12 protein-coding genes and 2 tRNA genes are annotated in these 14,435 nt (G+C 68.7%); 12 read left to right on the top strand and 2 right to left on the bottom strand.

Annotated elements, in window-relative coordinates:
• The first annotated feature begins 55 nt into the window (after positions 1 to 55).
• On the top strand, positions 56 to 457 hold the full coding sequence (locus G7B67_RS04465) for an RNA-binding S4 domain-containing protein (protein WP_166208522.1): 402 nt from the start codon (positions 56 to 58) through the stop codon (positions 455 to 457).
• 174 nt (positions 458 to 631) lie between these two features.
• Positions 632 to 2,062 (top strand): MFS transporter, encoded by a 1,431-nt coding sequence (locus G7B67_RS04460; protein WP_166208519.1) that lies wholly within the window; start codon positions 632 to 634, stop codon positions 2,060 to 2,062.
• A gap of 83 nt (positions 2,063 to 2,145) precedes the next feature.
• On the opposite strand, the gene mutS is transcribed toward G7B67_RS04460, so the two are convergent.
• Positions 2,146 to 4,749, bottom strand: a complete 2,604-nt coding sequence (mutS, locus tag G7B67_RS04455; RefSeq protein WP_243412248.1) for a DNA mismatch repair protein MutS — start codon at positions 4,747 to 4,749, stop codon at positions 2,146 to 2,148.
• Between the two features lie 93 nt (positions 4,750 to 4,842).
• Between mutS and G7B67_RS04450 the strand changes: the two genes are divergently transcribed.
• The 8 genes from G7B67_RS04450 (at position 4,843) to G7B67_RS04415 (ending at position 11,545) form a co-directional block, all read left to right on the top strand.
• Entirely contained in the window at positions 4,843 to 5,340 is a 498-nt protein-coding gene (locus G7B67_RS04450; protein WP_166208516.1) for a CinA family protein, read from the top strand.
• 40 nt (positions 5,341 to 5,380) lie between these two features.
• Entirely contained in the window at positions 5,381 to 6,064 is a 684-nt protein-coding gene (gene lexA, locus G7B67_RS04445) for a transcriptional repressor LexA (protein WP_166208513.1), read from the top strand.
• A 256-nt stretch (positions 6,065 to 6,320) separates the two neighbouring features.
• A complete protein-coding gene (gene recA / locus G7B67_RS04440) occupies positions 6,321 to 7,361 on the top strand; it encodes a recombinase RecA (RefSeq protein WP_166208510.1) in 1,041 nt (346 codons plus the stop codon).
• Between the two features lie 43 nt (positions 7,362 to 7,404).
• Positions 7,405 to 7,905: a regulatory protein RecX gene (locus tag G7B67_RS04435; protein ID WP_166208507.1), complete on the top strand. Its 501-nt coding sequence runs from the start codon at positions 7,405 to 7,407 to the stop codon at positions 7,903 to 7,905.
• A gap of 376 nt (positions 7,906 to 8,281) precedes the next feature.
• On the top strand, positions 8,282 to 10,927 hold the full coding sequence (alaS, locus tag G7B67_RS04430) for an alanine--tRNA ligase (RefSeq protein ID WP_166208504.1): 2,646 nt from the start codon (positions 8,282 to 8,284) through the stop codon (positions 10,925 to 10,927).
• 116 nt (positions 10,928 to 11,043) lie between these two features.
• Complete coding sequence (gene csrA / locus G7B67_RS04425; RefSeq protein ID WP_166208501.1) at positions 11,044 to 11,253, top strand: carbon storage regulator CsrA; 210 nt, start codon at positions 11,044 to 11,046, stop codon at positions 11,251 to 11,253.
• A 41-nt stretch (positions 11,254 to 11,294) separates the two neighbouring features.
• Positions 11,295 to 11,387, top strand: a tRNA-Ser gene (locus G7B67_RS04420).
• 81 nt (positions 11,388 to 11,468) lie between these two features.
• A tRNA-Arg gene (locus G7B67_RS04415) sits at positions 11,469 to 11,545 on the top strand.
• Positions 11,546 to 11,562: 17 nt separating this feature from the next.
• On the opposite strand, the gene thiD is transcribed toward G7B67_RS04415, so the two are convergent.
• Positions 11,563 to 12,384 (bottom strand): bifunctional hydroxymethylpyrimidine kinase/phosphomethylpyrimidine kinase, encoded by an 822-nt coding sequence (thiD, locus tag G7B67_RS04410; protein WP_166208498.1) that lies wholly within the window; start codon positions 12,382 to 12,384, stop codon positions 11,563 to 11,565.
• Positions 12,385 to 12,498: 114 nt separating this feature from the next.
• Here thiD and G7B67_RS04405 point away from each other — a divergent pair, with 114 nt between their 5' ends.
• Together G7B67_RS04405 and G7B67_RS04400 are read left to right on the top strand one after the other, a co-directional pair.
• Positions 12,499 to 12,756 (top strand): helix-turn-helix domain-containing protein, encoded by a 258-nt coding sequence (locus G7B67_RS04405; protein WP_166208495.1) that lies wholly within the window; start codon positions 12,499 to 12,501, stop codon positions 12,754 to 12,756.
• A complete protein-coding gene (locus G7B67_RS04400) occupies positions 12,753 to 14,420 on the top strand; it encodes a SulP family inorganic anion transporter (protein WP_166208492.1) in 1,668 nt (555 codons plus the stop codon). Before G7B67_RS04405 ends, G7B67_RS04400 begins: the two co-directional genes overlap by 4 nt.
• Positions 14,421 to 14,435: the final 15 nt, after the last annotated feature.

Here is a 14,435-nt window from a genome sequence, read left to right as displayed (position 1 = left end):
CGCTCCTGCGCGCCGTGTTCGAAAATTTCACTGCTCCCCGGCTAGCGTCCACGCGATGAACGATCCCGAAAACGCGAGCGTGCGCCTGGACGTGTGGTTGTGGGCGGCGCGCTTTTTTCGCACCCGCAGCCTCGCCCGGCAGGCGATCGAGAACGGCAAGGTCGACATCGAGCAGCAACGCGCCAAGCCGGCGCGCGCGGTGCGTATTGGCGATACGCTGCGGATCGACCGCGCGGGCGAGCAGTTCGAGGTCGAGGTGCGCGGACTGAGCAGCACGCGGGGGCCAGCGGGTGTCGCGCAGGCGCTGTACACCGAGAGCGAAGCATCGAAGGCGCGGCGCGAAGCCGAACGCGCGGCCAGGGCCGCGGAGCGCGCCGGCTACCAGGCGCCGCAGGGCAAGCCGGACAAGCGGGCACGACGGTTGATCCGCGCGTTGGGCGATCTTGATGCGCTGTGAGCTGCGCGCCCTTGCCCCGGGCGGGCATGGCGCCAGTGGCTGCGATGCATCCGCACCGCCGAGCGCGTTGCAGCCGCGATCGCGCGTGCGCCGCGCCCGCGTCGTGCATGACCGCCTGCGCGGTGCCGGTACCCGGCCCTTTGCTTGGCGGGCCTGTCCGCGCGGCGCGCGCGCATGAAGCACGGTCGCCTGCTGCCGCTGATCGTCGCCTGCGCGCTCTTCATCGAGAACATGGATTCAACCGTGATCTCCACCTCGCTGCCCGCGATCGCTGGCGACCTGGGCACCGATCCGATCGCGCTGAAACTCGCGCTGACGACCTACCTGCTGTCGCTGGCGGTGTTCATCCCGGTCAGCGGCTGGGTGGCCGACCGCTTCGGCGCGCGGCCGACCTTCATCAGCGCGATCGCGGTGTTCCTGCTCGGCTCGCTCGCCTGCGCCGGCAGTGGCTCGCTGGGCGCACTGGTGGCGGCACGATTCCTGCAGGGCATCGGCGGCGCGATGATGGTGCCGGTCGGACGCCTCGTGCTGCTGCGCACCGTGCCCAAGCACGAGCTGGTGAAGGCGTTGAGCTGGCTGACCATCCCGGCGCTGGTGGGTCCGGTGGTGGGGCCGCCGCTGGGTGGATTCATCACCACCTACTACGACTGGCGCTTGATCTTCTTGATCAACCTGCCGATGGGCGCGCTGGGAATGCTGCTGGCCAGGCGCTACATCCCCGACCTGGGCGAAGACGCGCCGCCGCTGGACTGGCGTGGTTTCCTGCTTTCCGGCCTGGGGCTGTCGACGGCGATGTTCGGGTTCTCGACCCTCGGGCGGCACCTGGTGCCGCTGTGGCTTGCGCTGGCGGCGCTGGTCGGCGGCAGCCTCGCGCTGTGGGGTTACGTGCGGCATGCGCGGCGGTATCCGTCGCCACTGCTGGATCTCAAGCTGTTCCGGCTGCCGACCTATCGCGCCGGCATTTTCGGCGGTTCCTTGTTCCGCATCGGCATCGGCTCGACGCCGTTTTTGCTGCCGCTGATGCTGCAGCTCGGCTTCGGCCTGAGCCCGGTGCATTCGGGCCTGCTGACGTTCGTCTCGGCGATCGGCGCGATGTTCATGAAGACGATGGCGGCGACGGTGCTCAAGCGCTTCGGATTCCGCCGCGTGCTGGTCGCCAATGCGTTGATGGCCTCCGCACTGCTGGCATGTTTCGGCTTGTTCCGGCCGCAGACGCCGCATGTGTTCATCATCGCCACGCTGCTGGTCAGCGGCTGCTTCCGCTCGCTGCAGTTCACCAGCCTCAACGCCATCAGCTATGCCGAAGTGGATTCACCACGCATGGGTCACGCGAGCAGCCTGGCCGGGATGATGCAGCAGCTGTCGCTGAGCATGGGCGTGGCGATCGGCGGCTACCTGCTGCAGGGGATCGGCCTGTTGCAGCAGCGTCCGGCGACGGACGTGCACAACTTCTACCTCGCTTTCGTCGTGGTCGGGCTGATCTCGGCCAGTTCGGCCTGGATGATGTGGAAGCTGCCGCGCAACGCGGGCGCGGAGATGGCCGGGCATGCGCATCGCGGTGAAGAGATCGCCGAGCCGAAGCTCGAGCAGCGGCCGGCCACGTGATCCGATGCGGACACGCCGGGCGGAACCCGAACCGGGCTGATTCGGCCGACCTGCTTCCGCCGAGCTGCTTCCGCCCAGCGACCTCAACCCAGCGATTTCAACCGGTACAGCGCTTCCAGCGCCTGCCGCGGCGTCAACTCGTCGGGGTCGATCGCCGCGAGCGCATCCAGCGCTGCCGATGAAGGCACGAACAGGCCGATCTGCTGCGGCGCGTCCAGCGCCTGTGCCGTCATCGGCGTCGCGGGCACGCGCCCCTGCTCGAGCTCGGCCAGGCGCGCGCGCGCCTGCCTGACGACCGTCTTCGGCAGTCCCGCCAACGCCGCGACCTGGAGGCCGAAGCTGCGGTCGGCCGGGCCGTCCTTGACGGCGTGCATGAACACCAGCGTGTCGCCGCCGTCCTTGCCGTGGTGCTCCACCGCATCCAGGTGCACGTTGGCGATGCCGCTGCCGGGCGTGGCGAGCGCGGTCAGCTCGAAGTAGTGGGTGGCGAACAACGTGTAGCTGCGATTGGTCGCGGCCAGGTGGCGCGCGCAGGCGTCGGCCAATGCCAGTCCGTCGTAGGTCGACGTGCCGCGGCCGATCTCGTCCATCAACACCAGCGATTCCGCGGTTGCGTGATGCAGGATGTAGCTGGTCTCGCTCATCTCGACCATGAAGGTCGACTGCCCGCGCGCGAGGTCGTCGCCGGCGCCGATGCGGGTGAGGATGCGGTCGATGGGACCGATCACCGCGCGCGTCGCCGGCACGAAGCTGCCGATGTGCGCCAGCAGCACGATCAGCGCGTTCTGGCGCATGTAGGTCGACTTGCCGCCCATGTTGGGGCCGGTGATGACCAGCATGCGCACGCCGGCGCGGCCGTCATCGCCCGCGGCCGGGCAGTCGAGCACCAGGTCGTTCGGCTCGAACGGCGCGTCGCGGACGGCTTCCACCACCGGATGGCGGCCACGCTCGATGCGCAGGCCCGGGCCTTCCGACAAGTCCGGCTGCGACCAGTCCAGCGCATGCGCGCGCTCGGCGAAGCAGGCGAGGGCGTCGAGTTCGGACAGTGCCGCCGCGCAGCGCTTGAGTGGTTCGAGCTGCTCGTTGAGCGCATCGAGCAGCCCGTCATAAAGCAGCTTCTCGCGCGCCAGCGAGCGCTCGCGCGCCGACAGCACCTTGTCCTCGAAGGCCTTGAGCTCCTCGGTGATGTAACGCTCGGCGCCGGTCAGCGTCTGCCGCCGGGTGTAGTGCACCGGTGCCTTGTCCGCCTGGCCCTTGCTGATCTCGATGTAGTAACCGTGCACGCGGTTGTAGCCGACCTTGAGCGTGGCGATGCCGCTGGCGGCGCGCTCGCGCGCTTCGAGGTCGACGAGGAACTGGTCGGCATGCGTCGACAGCGCCCGCAACTCATCGAGCGTGGCGTCGTAGCCTTCGGCGAAGACGCCACCGTCGCGTGCGAGTACCGGCGGATGGGCGACGACGGCCGACGCCAGCCGGTGCGCCTGCGCGTCGTGCTCGCCCATCGCCGCGGCCAGCGCCTGCAGGCGCGGCGAATCCAGCGGTGCCAGCAGCGCGCGCAATGCCGGCAACAGCGCCAGGCCGTCGCGCAGGGTCGACAGGTCGCGCGGGCGCGCGCTGCGCAACGCGATGCGCGAAAGGATCCGCTCCAGATCGCCGAGCGCGCGGAACTGCTCGCGCAGCGTCTCGAACGTGCGCGATTCCAGCAGCGTGGCGACGGCATGGTGGCGCAGGCGCAGCGTCGCGCGATCGCGCAGCGGCCGGTGCAGCCAGCGCCGCAGCAGGCGCCCGCCCATCGGCGAGACGGTCGAATCGAGCACGCCGAGCAGGGTCGTGCGCGTGTCGCCATCGATGCGGGTGTCGAGTTCCAGGTGGCGCCGGGTCGCCGCGTTCATCGCGATCGCGCCGTCGCTGGCTTCCACCGATATCGAAGTCAGGTGGGGCAAGCGCTGCTTCTGGGTCTCCTCGACATAGCCGAGCAGCGCGCCGGCCGCGGCGATGCACAAGGGCCGGTCCTCCAGCCCGAAGCCCGACAGGTCGTGCAGGCCGAAGAACTGCAGCAACTGGCGCCGGCCGCTGTCGGCATCGAACAGCCACGGCGCACGCCGGCGCACGCCGACGCGCTCGCGTAGTGCCGCCGGCCACTGGTCGTCGTCCGGCAACAGGATTTCGGCCGGTTCCAGCCGCGCCAGTTCGGCTTCCAGCGCGTCCTCGCTCGCGACCTCGTTGGCCAGGAACCGTCCGCCGGCCAGGTCCGCCCATGCCAGGCCGAACTGGCCCTGCCGGCCGCGCGCCACCGCCAGCAGCAGCGTGTCGCGCCGCTCGCTCAGCAGCGCCTCGTCGGTCACGGTGCCGGGGGTGACGATCCGCACCACCTTGCGCTCGACCAGGCCCTTGGCCAGCGCCGGATCGCCGATCTGCTCGCAGATCGCCACCGATTCGCCCAGCGCCACCAGCCGCGCGAGATAGCCTTCGTAGGCGTGCACAGGCACGCCGCACATCGGGATCGGCTGTCCGGCCGAACTGCCGCGCTGGGTCAGGGTGATGTCGAGCAGGCGCGCGGCCTTGCGCGCGTCGTCGTAGAACAACTCGTAGAAGTCGCCCATCCGGAAGAACAGCAGCACGTCGGGGTGCCCGGACTTGGCGGTGAAGAACTGCCGCATCAGTGGCGTGTGCTGCTCGAACGACATCTGCTTTCCCGTGGCGGCGACATCGGCTACAAGGACGCGGTGACAATCCCCGCTGCAACCGGCTGCGTAGTGTGCCGGAAAGGTGCCGCCGACATGGACACGCCCACCGAATCGCAACTGCAGTCCCAGGCCGAACGCGTGGGCGCACGGCTGCGCGCCGCCCGGCAGACGCTGGTGACGGCGGAAAGCTGCACCGGAGGCTGGATCGCCAAGGTGGTGACGGACATCGCAGGCAGTTCGGAATGGTTCGACTGCGGCATCGTGGCCTACAGCTACGAGGCCAAGCAGGCACTGTTGAGCGTGAATCCACTGACGCTGGAAACCCACGGCGCGGTCAGCCGCGAAACCGTCATCGAGATGGTCTCCGGCGCGCTGGTGCATTCGGGCGCCAGCGTGGCGGTCGCGGTCACCGGCATTGCCGGCCCGGGTGGCGGCACCACCGACAAGCCGGTGGGCACCGTCTGGATCGGCTGGAAGCGCCGCGGCGGGTATCCGCAGGCGAAGGTATTCGCCTTCGAAGGCGATCGCGAGGCCGTGCGTCGGCAGACCGTCGCGGCCGCGCTGGACGGGCTGGCCACGCTGCTGGACTGATCCGTTGACGGAGGCTGGTGTTAGTAGTATTACTACTCACATGACCAGCCACGCCAGCCTGACCGACACCCAGCACGCCATCCTCGCCCTGATCGGCGAGCGCATCGCGACCGAGGGCGTGCCGCCTTCGCAGACCGAAATCGCGCGTGCCTTCGGCTTCCGCGGCGTCCGCGGCGCCCAGTACCACCTCGAGGCGCTGGAAGCTGCCGGCGCGATCCAGCGCGTTCCGGGGCGTGCCCGCGGGATCCGGCTGGTCAAGCCGCTGCTGGCCCTCGATGCCGACGGCACCATGGCCGCCAATGCCGACCCCGATGCCATCGACGCCGAAGAGGCGGTACGGCTGCCGGTGCTGGGGCAGGTGGCCGCGGGGTTGCCCATCGGATCCGGCGCGGACCTGGACGGCGCCGAATCCTATGTCGTGATGGACCGGGTGTTCTTTTCCCCCAAGCCCGATTACCTGCTCAAGGTGAAGGGCGACTCGATGCGCGATGAGGGCATCTTCGATGGCGACCTCATCGGCGTGCACCGCACGCGGGACGCGCGCTCGGGGCAGATCGTGGTGGCGCGCATCGACGACGAGATCACGGTCAAGCTGCTGAAGGTGGGCAAGGACCGCATCCGCCTGCTGCCACGCAACCCGGATTACGCGCCGATCGAGGTGCTGCCCGACCAGGACTTCGCGATCGAAGGCCTGTATTGCGGACTGGTGCGGCCCAATCGATGACACGGCACACCGCCACGGCGTTTTCCGACGCCGATCGCGGGTATTGCCGGATGTCGCCTGCGGCTGCTCGTTTCCATCCTTCCATGGCAGTGGACATGTTTCTTCCGGTCTCAGTCCGCGCGACCACGTCCATTCAAGCTGAACCCATCAGGCCATTGCATTGATCCCACGCCGCACGACCCGCGCCAAACAAACCAGCACGCCCCCTTCAACGCCTTCCACCCATTCCACCCTCAGATCACCAAGGAATCCCACGATGGACGAGAACAAGAAGCGCGCCCTTTCGGCGGCACTGGGCCAGATCGAAAAGCAGTTCGGCAAGGGCTCGGTGATGCGCATGGGCGATCGCGTGGCCGAGGCCTGGGAAGTGATCCCCACCGGCTCGCTGCTGCTGGACATCGCGCTGGGCATCGGCGGCTTTCCCAAGGGCCGCGTGGTCGAGATCTACGGGCCGGAATCCTCGGGCAAGACCACGCTGACCCTGCAGGCGATCGCGCAATGCCAGAAGGCAGGCGGCACCGCGGCGTTCGTCGATGCCGAGCACGCGCTCGACCCGGGCTACGCCGCCAAGCTCGGCGTCAACGTCGACGACCTGCTGGTGTCCCAGCCCGATACCGGCGAACAGGCACTGGAAATCTGCGACATGCTGGTGCGGTCCAATGCGGTCGACATGGTGGTCGTCGACTCGGTCGCTGCACTGACCCCGCGCGCCGAAATCGAGGGCGAGATGGGCGACCAGCTGCCGGGCCTGCAGGCACGCCTGATGAGCCAGGCACTGCGCAAGCTGACCGGCAACATCAAGCGCAGCAATTGCACGGTGGTCTTCATCAACCAGCTGCGCATGAAGATCGGCCAGATGATGCCGGGCCAGAGCCCGGAAACGACGACCGGCGGCAACGCGCTGAAGTTCTACGCCTCGGTGCGCATCGACATCCGCCGCATCGGCTCGATCAAGAAGGGCGACGAGATCATCGGCAACCAGACCAAGATCAAGGTCGTCAAGAACAAGATGGCGCCGCCCTTCAAGGTCGTCCTGACCGAGATCCTGTATGGCGAGGGCATCTCGCGCGAAGGCGAGCTGATCGACATGGGCGTCGACGCCAAACTGGTCGAGAAAGCGGGCGCCTGGTACAGCTACGGCAGCGAGCGCATCGGCCAGGGCAAGGAGAACGCGCGCCAGTACCTCAAGGAGAACCCCGCCGTGGCCACGCAGCTGGAAGCGGCCTTGCGCGAGAAGTTCGTGCCCAAGGACACGGCGCCGGCACCGGCCGCCGCCGCGGACGACATCGAGGAATGAGGTTGTGCGGGCAGGCGCAGGTTGCGGCCTGTCCGCTGTTCTGATGTCGGATTCCGAGGATTCCCCACGCAGGAAGCCGCGCCGGCCGGACGCCACGCCGGCGCAACGTGCCCTCGCGCTGCTGGTGCGGCGCGAGCATTCGCGCAAGGAGCTGACCCGCAAGCTGCTGGCCCGCGGAATTACCGGTGAGGACGCGACCGCCGCGGTCGAGCGGATGACCCAGGCCGGCTGGCAGGACGATCGGCGATTCGCCTGCAGCTTGGCGCGGACTCGCGCCAGCGCGGGCTACGGACCGCTGCACATTCGTGCTGAACTCGGTAGCCATGGCCTGGGCGCGGATGCGGTCCAGGCGGCCTTCGACGCGTTGGCTGAGGCGGGCGACGATGACTGGCGGGCGCGGGCCGGTGAGCTGATCGAGCGGCGCTTTGGGTCGATGGCGGGCGCGCCCATGGCGGCGCAACGCAAGGCGGCGGACTTGCTGGGCCGCCGGGGCTTCGACGGGGACACGATCCGCGCGGTGCTTCGCGGCTTGCCCGACGACTAGCCCTGTCGGGCGGCATGCGGGCTGGTGGAAAGGTCGGTTCCTGGCTGAGGGCTCGCGGCTGAAGCCGCTCCTGCGCATCCTCGCCGCGGCGAGTCGCCGCAATGAAGCTGCCACGGCAAGCGGCCATATGGCTGCTGGCGCTGGCGTGCGGCTGTCGTGGGAAAAACGCCTCGCGCGGCGCCGGTGCGGTTGCGGTCAGGGGATCGCCGTAGCACTCCCCGCCGGCACACCGGCACCGGTACGCCATCGGCTGGCGCCTGCCGGGGCCGCGCGCTAACCTAATCGGCACTGGGTTGCCTGCTCCCGTTGCGTCCGCATATCGGCGGTTTCGCGGCACGACTGCGCCCGCTCGCCAACGGCGCCACAAGACCCACCCATGAAGACCACCTCCGAGATCCGTAGCGATTTCCTCGATTTCTTCCGCGCACGCGGCCACACGATCGTTCCCTCCGCGCCGCTGGTGCCCGGGAACGACCCGACGCTGCTGTTCACCAATTCAGGCATGGTCCAATTCAAGGACGTCTTCCTGGGGGCCGAGAAGCGCAGCTACGTCCGCGCGGCCGACGTCCAGCGCTGCCTGCGTGCCGGCGGCAAGCACAACGACCTCGACCAGGTCGGTTACACCGCCCGCCACCACACCTTCTTCGAAATGCTGGGCAACTGGTCCTTCGGCGACTACTTCAAGCGCGATGCGATCGCCTGGGCCTGGGAACTGCTGACGCAGGTCTGGAAGCTGGATCCGGCGCGCCTGCTGGTCACGATCTACCACACCGACGACGACGCCCACCGGATCTGGCACGAGGAGATCGGGTTGCCGGCCGACCGCATCGTGCGCATCGGCGACAACAAGGGCGCGCCCTACGCCTCCGATAATTTCTGGCAGATGGCCGACACAGGCCCCTGCGGCCCGTGCACCGAGATCTTCTACGACCACGGCGCGCACATCGCCGGCGGCCCGCCGGGATCGGCCGACGAGGATGGCGACCGCTTCATCGAGATCTGGAACCTGGTGTTCATGCAGTTCGACCGCCAGCCCGACGGCAGCCTGCAGCCGCTGCCGGCGCCCTGTGTGGACACTGGCATGGGCCTGGAACGGCTGGCTGCGGTGCTGCAGGGCGTGCATGGGAACTACGAGATCGACTTGTTCCGCAAGCTGATCGCCAGCGCCGCCGAACTCACCGGCACGCCGGACCTGGACAACAAATCGCTGCGGGTGATCGCCGACCACATCCGTGCCTGCGCCTTCCTGATCGTCGATGGCGTGCTGCCGTCCAACGAAGGCCGCGGCTACGTCCTGCGCCGGATCATCCGCCGCGCTCTGCGCCATGGCTGGATGCTTGGCGTGCGCGGTGATTTTTTCTGGAAGATGGTTCCCTCGCTGATCGTGGTGATGGGCGACGCCTATCCGGAACTCGCCGCCAAGCGCGACCTGGTGGAGCGCGCGTTGAAAGCCGAGGAAGAACGTTTCGGCGAGACGCTCGAACAGGGCATGCGCATCTTCGACGACGTCGCCGCGCGCAATGCCGGCAGCATCCCCGGCGCCGACGCGTTCCGCCTGTACGACACCTACGGTTTCCCGGTGGACCTGACTGCCGATATCGCCCGCGAGCGCGGACTCGCCGTCGACATGGCCGGCTTCGATGCGGCGATGGCGCAGCAGCGCGAGATGGCGCGTGCGGCGGGCAAGTTCGGCGGCGGGACCACGCTGCCGGCCGAACTCGTCGCGCGGATGCAACCGACGCAGTTCCTGGGCTACGACGGTCTCACCGCTGGCGGGTTGGTGGTCGTGGGCCTGCTGAAGGGCGGGCGGCCGGTCGACGTCATCGATGCCGGCGACGACGCCATCGTGCTGCTGGACCGCACGCCGTTCTATGCCGAAAGCGGCGGCCAGGTCGGCGACGCCGGCCTGCTGGCCGAGCAGGACGTGCGTTTCGTGGTCGATGACACGCTCAAGCTTGCCGGCCAGTTCCATGGCCACCTGGGCCGCCTGCAGGCTGGCACGCTGCGCCTGGGCGACCACCTGGTCGGCGAAGTCGACGCCGCGCGCCGCAACGCGACCGTGCTCAACCACAGCGCGACCCACCTGCTGCACGCCGCGTTGCGCAGCGTGCTGGGGACGCACGTGGCGCAGAAGGGCTCACTGGTGGCGCCGGATCGGCTGCGCTTCGACTTCTCGCATTTCCAGCCAATGACGGCCGGGGAACTCGCGCAGGTCGAGCGCATGGTCAACGCACAGATCCGCGCCAACCATCCCGCCGAAACCCATCACATGGGCATGCAGGAAGCGCTGGATTTCGGCGCGATGGCGCTGTTCGGCGAGAAATACGGCGAGCGCGTGCGCGTGCTGCGCATGGGCGAGGCGTCGACCGAACTCTGTGGCGGCACCCACGTCAGCCGCACCGGCGACATCGGTCTGTTCAAGATCGTGTCCGAAGGCGGTGTGTCGGCCGGCGTGCGTCGGATCGAAGCCGTCAGCGGGCAGGGCGCGCTGGATCATGTCGACACCGAGGAGCGTCGGCTGGCCGAGGCGGCGGACCTGCTGGGCGGCAGCCCCGGTGATGTCGGGGACAAGCTGCGCGGGCTGCTCGATCGGCAGAAGAAGCTCGAGCGCGAACTCGATGCGATGAAAGCAAAGCTCGCCACCGGGGCGACGGCCGACCTCGCGTCGCTGGCCGCCGACGTCGCCGGCGTGCGGGTGCTGGCGGCACGCCTGGAGAACTTCGATGCCAAGGCCCTGCGCGAGGCCGTCGATCGCCTCAAGCAGCAGTTGGTCGACGCCGTCGTGGTTTTGGCCGGCACCGACGGCAGCGGCAAGGCCGCGCTCGTGGCCGGGGTGAGCGGGACGGCGGCCGGGCGGGTGAAAGCCGGAGAGCTGCTCTCGCACATCGCCGGCCAGATCGGCGGCAAGGGCGGCGGACGTCCCGACCTGGCGCAGGGTGGAGGCCCGGATGGGCCGGCCCTGGTCCGGGCCCTGGCCGATACCCCGGCCTGGGTAGGTGAGCGCTTGCTGACGCCGGGATAGCCGTCTCGCTTGTCGACCGCGCGGTTCGATACTATGTTTGACCGATCGCCGACAGGCGATTGTCGTTTAATGACAACACGCCAGCGGACAGGCCGCCCGGTCAACGGAGGAACCACATGCTGATCCTGACTCGCCGCGTCGGCGAAACACTGATGATCGGTGACTCCGTGACCGTGACCGTACTAGGGGTCAAGGGAAACCAGGTACGTATCGGCATCAACGCGCCCAAGGATGTCGCCGTGCACCGCGAGGAGATCTACCAGCGCATCCAGCGCGGCGACGAACCGGCCGATGCCGGTGCCGGCGATTTGCCGCGGGCGGGGTGAGCCGGTATCCTTCCGCGCTCGCGGATCGCGGTTGCCGCGTAGGAGACTTGCCCGAGAGGCCGAAGGGGCTCCCCTGCTAAGGGAGTATGGGGTCAAAAGCTCCATCGAGGGTTCGAATCCCTCAGTCTCCGCCATTCTCCGCAGCACCACTGCAGCACTGTCCATCGCAACAAAAATTGACGGAATCGCACCTGATTCTGCACAATTCCGCTTCTGCGCCCGTAGCTCAGCTGGATAGAGCACCAGGCTACGAACTTGGGGGTCGGGAGTTCGAATCTCTCCGGGCGCGCCAGACACGAAAGCCGACGATCATTCGTCGGCTTTTTTGTTGCCTGCAGGAAACGACGCACCGTGCCCGAGCACGACCATGTCCGCGTGGCCGGGACGATAGCCGCGCCGCAGCGCTTGACCGACGAAGTCGCTTGCCTGCCTGCAGGCCTCGACCAGCGAGGCATCGCGCGCAAGGCGCGCCGCCACGGCTGCCGCGAACGTACAACCGGTGCCATGGGCGTTGATCGGCAGGCGGCGGTGCTCGAAGACATCGCGGGCGCCGTCGTCCGCGTAGCGATCCAGCACCTGGTCGCCTTCTTCCAGGTGTCCACCCTTGAGCAGCACGGCCCGCGGGCCGAACGACAGCAGTTCGGCCAACGCGCTCGATGCGTCATCGGCCGTCGTGATCGGGCGCGCCAGCAGGGCCTCGGCCTCGGGAATGTTCGGCGTGAGCACGCTCGCCAGCGGCAGCAGGCGGGTGCGCAGCGCATCCATGGCAGCGGCATCGAGCAGGCGCGCACCGGAGGTCGCGATCATCACCGGATCAACGACCACCCACCGCGGGTTTCGCGCCTCCAGTGCATCGGCGACCGCATGGATCACGTCCGCCGTCGCCAGCATTCCCAGCTTCACCGCGGCGATGTGGAAGTCGTCGAAGCAGGCATCGATCTGCGCACGCAGGAAGGACACCGGCGGCACGTGGATCGCGGTGACGCCGCGAGTGTTCTGGGCAGTCAGCGCGGTGATGGCGCTCAGCCCATGCACGCCCTGGGCGGCGAAGGTCTTCAGGTCGGCCTGGATGCCCGCGCCACCGCCGGAATCCGAGCCGGCGACGGTGAGGACGCTGATCGTGGGGGCCATCGTCGCCGTCGCATGTTCGGGACCGGAACTGTACAACCTGACTGGGAGTTGCCGTATCATGCTTCGCTTATGGTGTAAGAAACATGCATAGGCATGTTTGATCAGGGAGCGGCCATGATCACTTCAGCGCAGATGCGTGCCGCGAGGGCCCTGCTGGGGATGGACCAGCGCACCCTCGCGCAGCATGCGGGCGTCTCGCTGCCGACCATCCAGCGGATGGAAGCCAGCAGCGGCAACGTGCGCGGGATCGTGGATTCGCTGACCAAGGTGGTCGCGGCCCTGGATGCCGCCGGGGTAGAACTGATCGCCGAGGGCAGCATCAGCCTGGCCGGCGGACGGGGCGTGCGCCTGAAGCCCGGAGCGCAGGAGTGATCGCCGCCGTGGAGGCCTGGCGCGCCGGCCTGTTCGAGCGCCGCCAGTGGATGCGCAACGTCATCGCCGGCGCGATCGTCGGCGTGGTCGCCCTGCCGCTGGCGATGGCCTTCGCCATCGCCTCGGGCGTCAAGCCCGAGCAGGGCTTGTACACGGCGATCGTCGCCGGCCTGGCGGTGTCGCTGTTTGGCGGCTCGCGGGTGCAGATTGCAGGTCCGACCGGCGCCTTCATCGTGATCCTTGCCAGTGTGGTCGCGCGCTTCGGCGTCAGCGGCCTGCTGCTGGCCACGCTGATGGCCGGCGTCATCCTGGTGGCGATGGGCGTCGCCCGGCTGGGCGCCGTCATCCGTTTCATCCCGGACCCGGTGATCGTGGGCTTCACCGCCGGCATCGCGGTGATCATCTGGGTGGGGCAGTGGCAATACTTCTTCGGCCTGCCGGCCCCAGCGGCCGGGCCGTTCTACGCGAAGGCCTGGCACCTGCTGCTGTCGCTGCCGCGGCTGGATCCCGCCACGACGGCATTGGGCGCTGGCAGCCTCGCCCTGGCGGTGCTCGGACCGCGCATCCCCGGCCTGGCGCGGGTGCCGGGACCCCTGCTGGCGATGGTCGTCGCCACGGTCGCCGCCAGCCTGCTCGACCTGCCGGGTGTGGCCACGATCGCGTCAACTTTCGGCGAAATTCCCCGCGCGCTGCCGCAACTGCAGTGGCCGCAGGCGGGATTCGACCGGATGCTGCTCCTGCTACCGTCGGCGTTCACCATCGCCATGCTGGGCGCGATCGAATCGCTGCTGTCGGCCGTGGTCGCCGACGGCATGGCCGCTACCCGCCACGACTCCAACCAGGAGCTGATCGGGCAGGGCGTGGCGAACATCGTTTCGCCGCTGTTCGGTGGCATCGCGGCGACCGGCGCGATCGCGCGCACCGCCACCAACATCCGCAACGGCGGCAACGCACCGCTGGCCGGCGTGGTCCATGCGATCACGCTGCTGCTGATCCTCGTGGTCCTGGCGCCGTACGCGGGCAAGGTGCCCTTGTGCGCGCTGGCCGCGATCCTGTTCGTGGTCGCCTGGAACATGAGCGAGGCGCGGCGCTTCGTGCGCCTGGTACGGCTGGCGCCACGCGCCGACGTGGCGATCCTCGCCATCACCTTCACCCTGACCATCGTCACCGACCTGGTTGTGGCGGTGAACATCGGCGTGATCCTGGCGATGTTCCAGTTCATGCGCCGGATGAGTGCCGCGGTGGAGGTCGTCGAGCACGGGCAGGCCAGCCTGCTGCAGGAGCTGGCCGATGCCGGCCTCGAGCGGATGCCGGCGGGAATCACTGTGTATTCGATCGACGGCCCGTTCTTCTTCGGCTCGGTGGATTCGCTCGAACGTGCCCTGTCCTGGTCGCGCGAGCCGCCGCGGTTCGTCGCGCTGCGGCTGGAGCGGGTGCCGTTCATGGATGCGACCGGGCTCAAGCGGCTGGAATCGTCGATCCAGGGCCTGCACCGGCGCGGTGTGCGGGTGCTGCTGTGCGGCGCCAGCCTGCGCGTGTTGCGCAAGCTGGTCCGCGCCGAGATCGTCCGCCGCGACGACCCCGGAAGCTACTTCAAGGACCTGGCCGCGGCCCTGCGATACGCCCAGGCCAATGTGGACGGGGATCCGGCCCGGCCTGCCTGAAACTCACCTGTCCGC

Source organism: Cognatiluteimonas telluris (assembly GCF_011320095.1).
Classification (GTDB): domain Bacteria; phylum Pseudomonadota; class Gammaproteobacteria; order Xanthomonadales; family Xanthomonadaceae; genus Cognatiluteimonas; species Cognatiluteimonas telluris.
This window is presented reverse-complemented; position numbering and strand designations above follow the sequence as displayed.

Bases quoted from the DNA above. Each gene is read 5' to 3' on its own strand.
- G7B67_RS04465 (WP_166208522.1), top strand. From the start codon at position 56: ATGAACGATCCCGAAAACGCGAGCGTGCGCCTGGACGTGTGGTTGTGG.
- G7B67_RS04460 (WP_166208519.1), top strand. From the start codon at position 632: ATGAAGCACGGTCGCCTGCTGCCGCTGATCGTCGCCTGCGCGCTCTTC.
- mutS (WP_243412248.1), bottom strand. From the start codon at position 4,749: ATGTCGTTCGAGCAGCACACGCCACTGATGCGGCAGTTCTTCACCGCC.
- G7B67_RS04450 (WP_166208516.1), top strand. From the start codon at position 4,843: ATGGACACGCCCACCGAATCGCAACTGCAGTCCCAGGCCGAACGCGTG.
- lexA (WP_166208513.1), top strand. From the start codon at position 5,381: ATGACCAGCCACGCCAGCCTGACCGACACCCAGCACGCCATCCTCGCC.
- recA (WP_166208510.1), top strand. From the start codon at position 6,321: ATGGACGAGAACAAGAAGCGCGCCCTTTCGGCGGCACTGGGCCAGATC.
- G7B67_RS04435 (WP_166208507.1), top strand. From the start codon at position 7,405: ATGTCGGATTCCGAGGATTCCCCACGCAGGAAGCCGCGCCGGCCGGAC.
- alaS (WP_166208504.1), top strand. From the start codon at position 8,282: ATGAAGACCACCTCCGAGATCCGTAGCGATTTCCTCGATTTCTTCCGC.
- csrA (WP_166208501.1), top strand. From the start codon at position 11,044: ATGCTGATCCTGACTCGCCGCGTCGGCGAAACACTGATGATCGGTGAC.
- thiD (WP_166208498.1), bottom strand. From the start codon at position 12,384: ATGGCCCCCACGATCAGCGTCCTCACCGTCGCCGGCTCGGATTCCGGC.
- G7B67_RS04405 (WP_166208495.1), top strand. From the start codon at position 12,499: ATGATCACTTCAGCGCAGATGCGTGCCGCGAGGGCCCTGCTGGGGATG.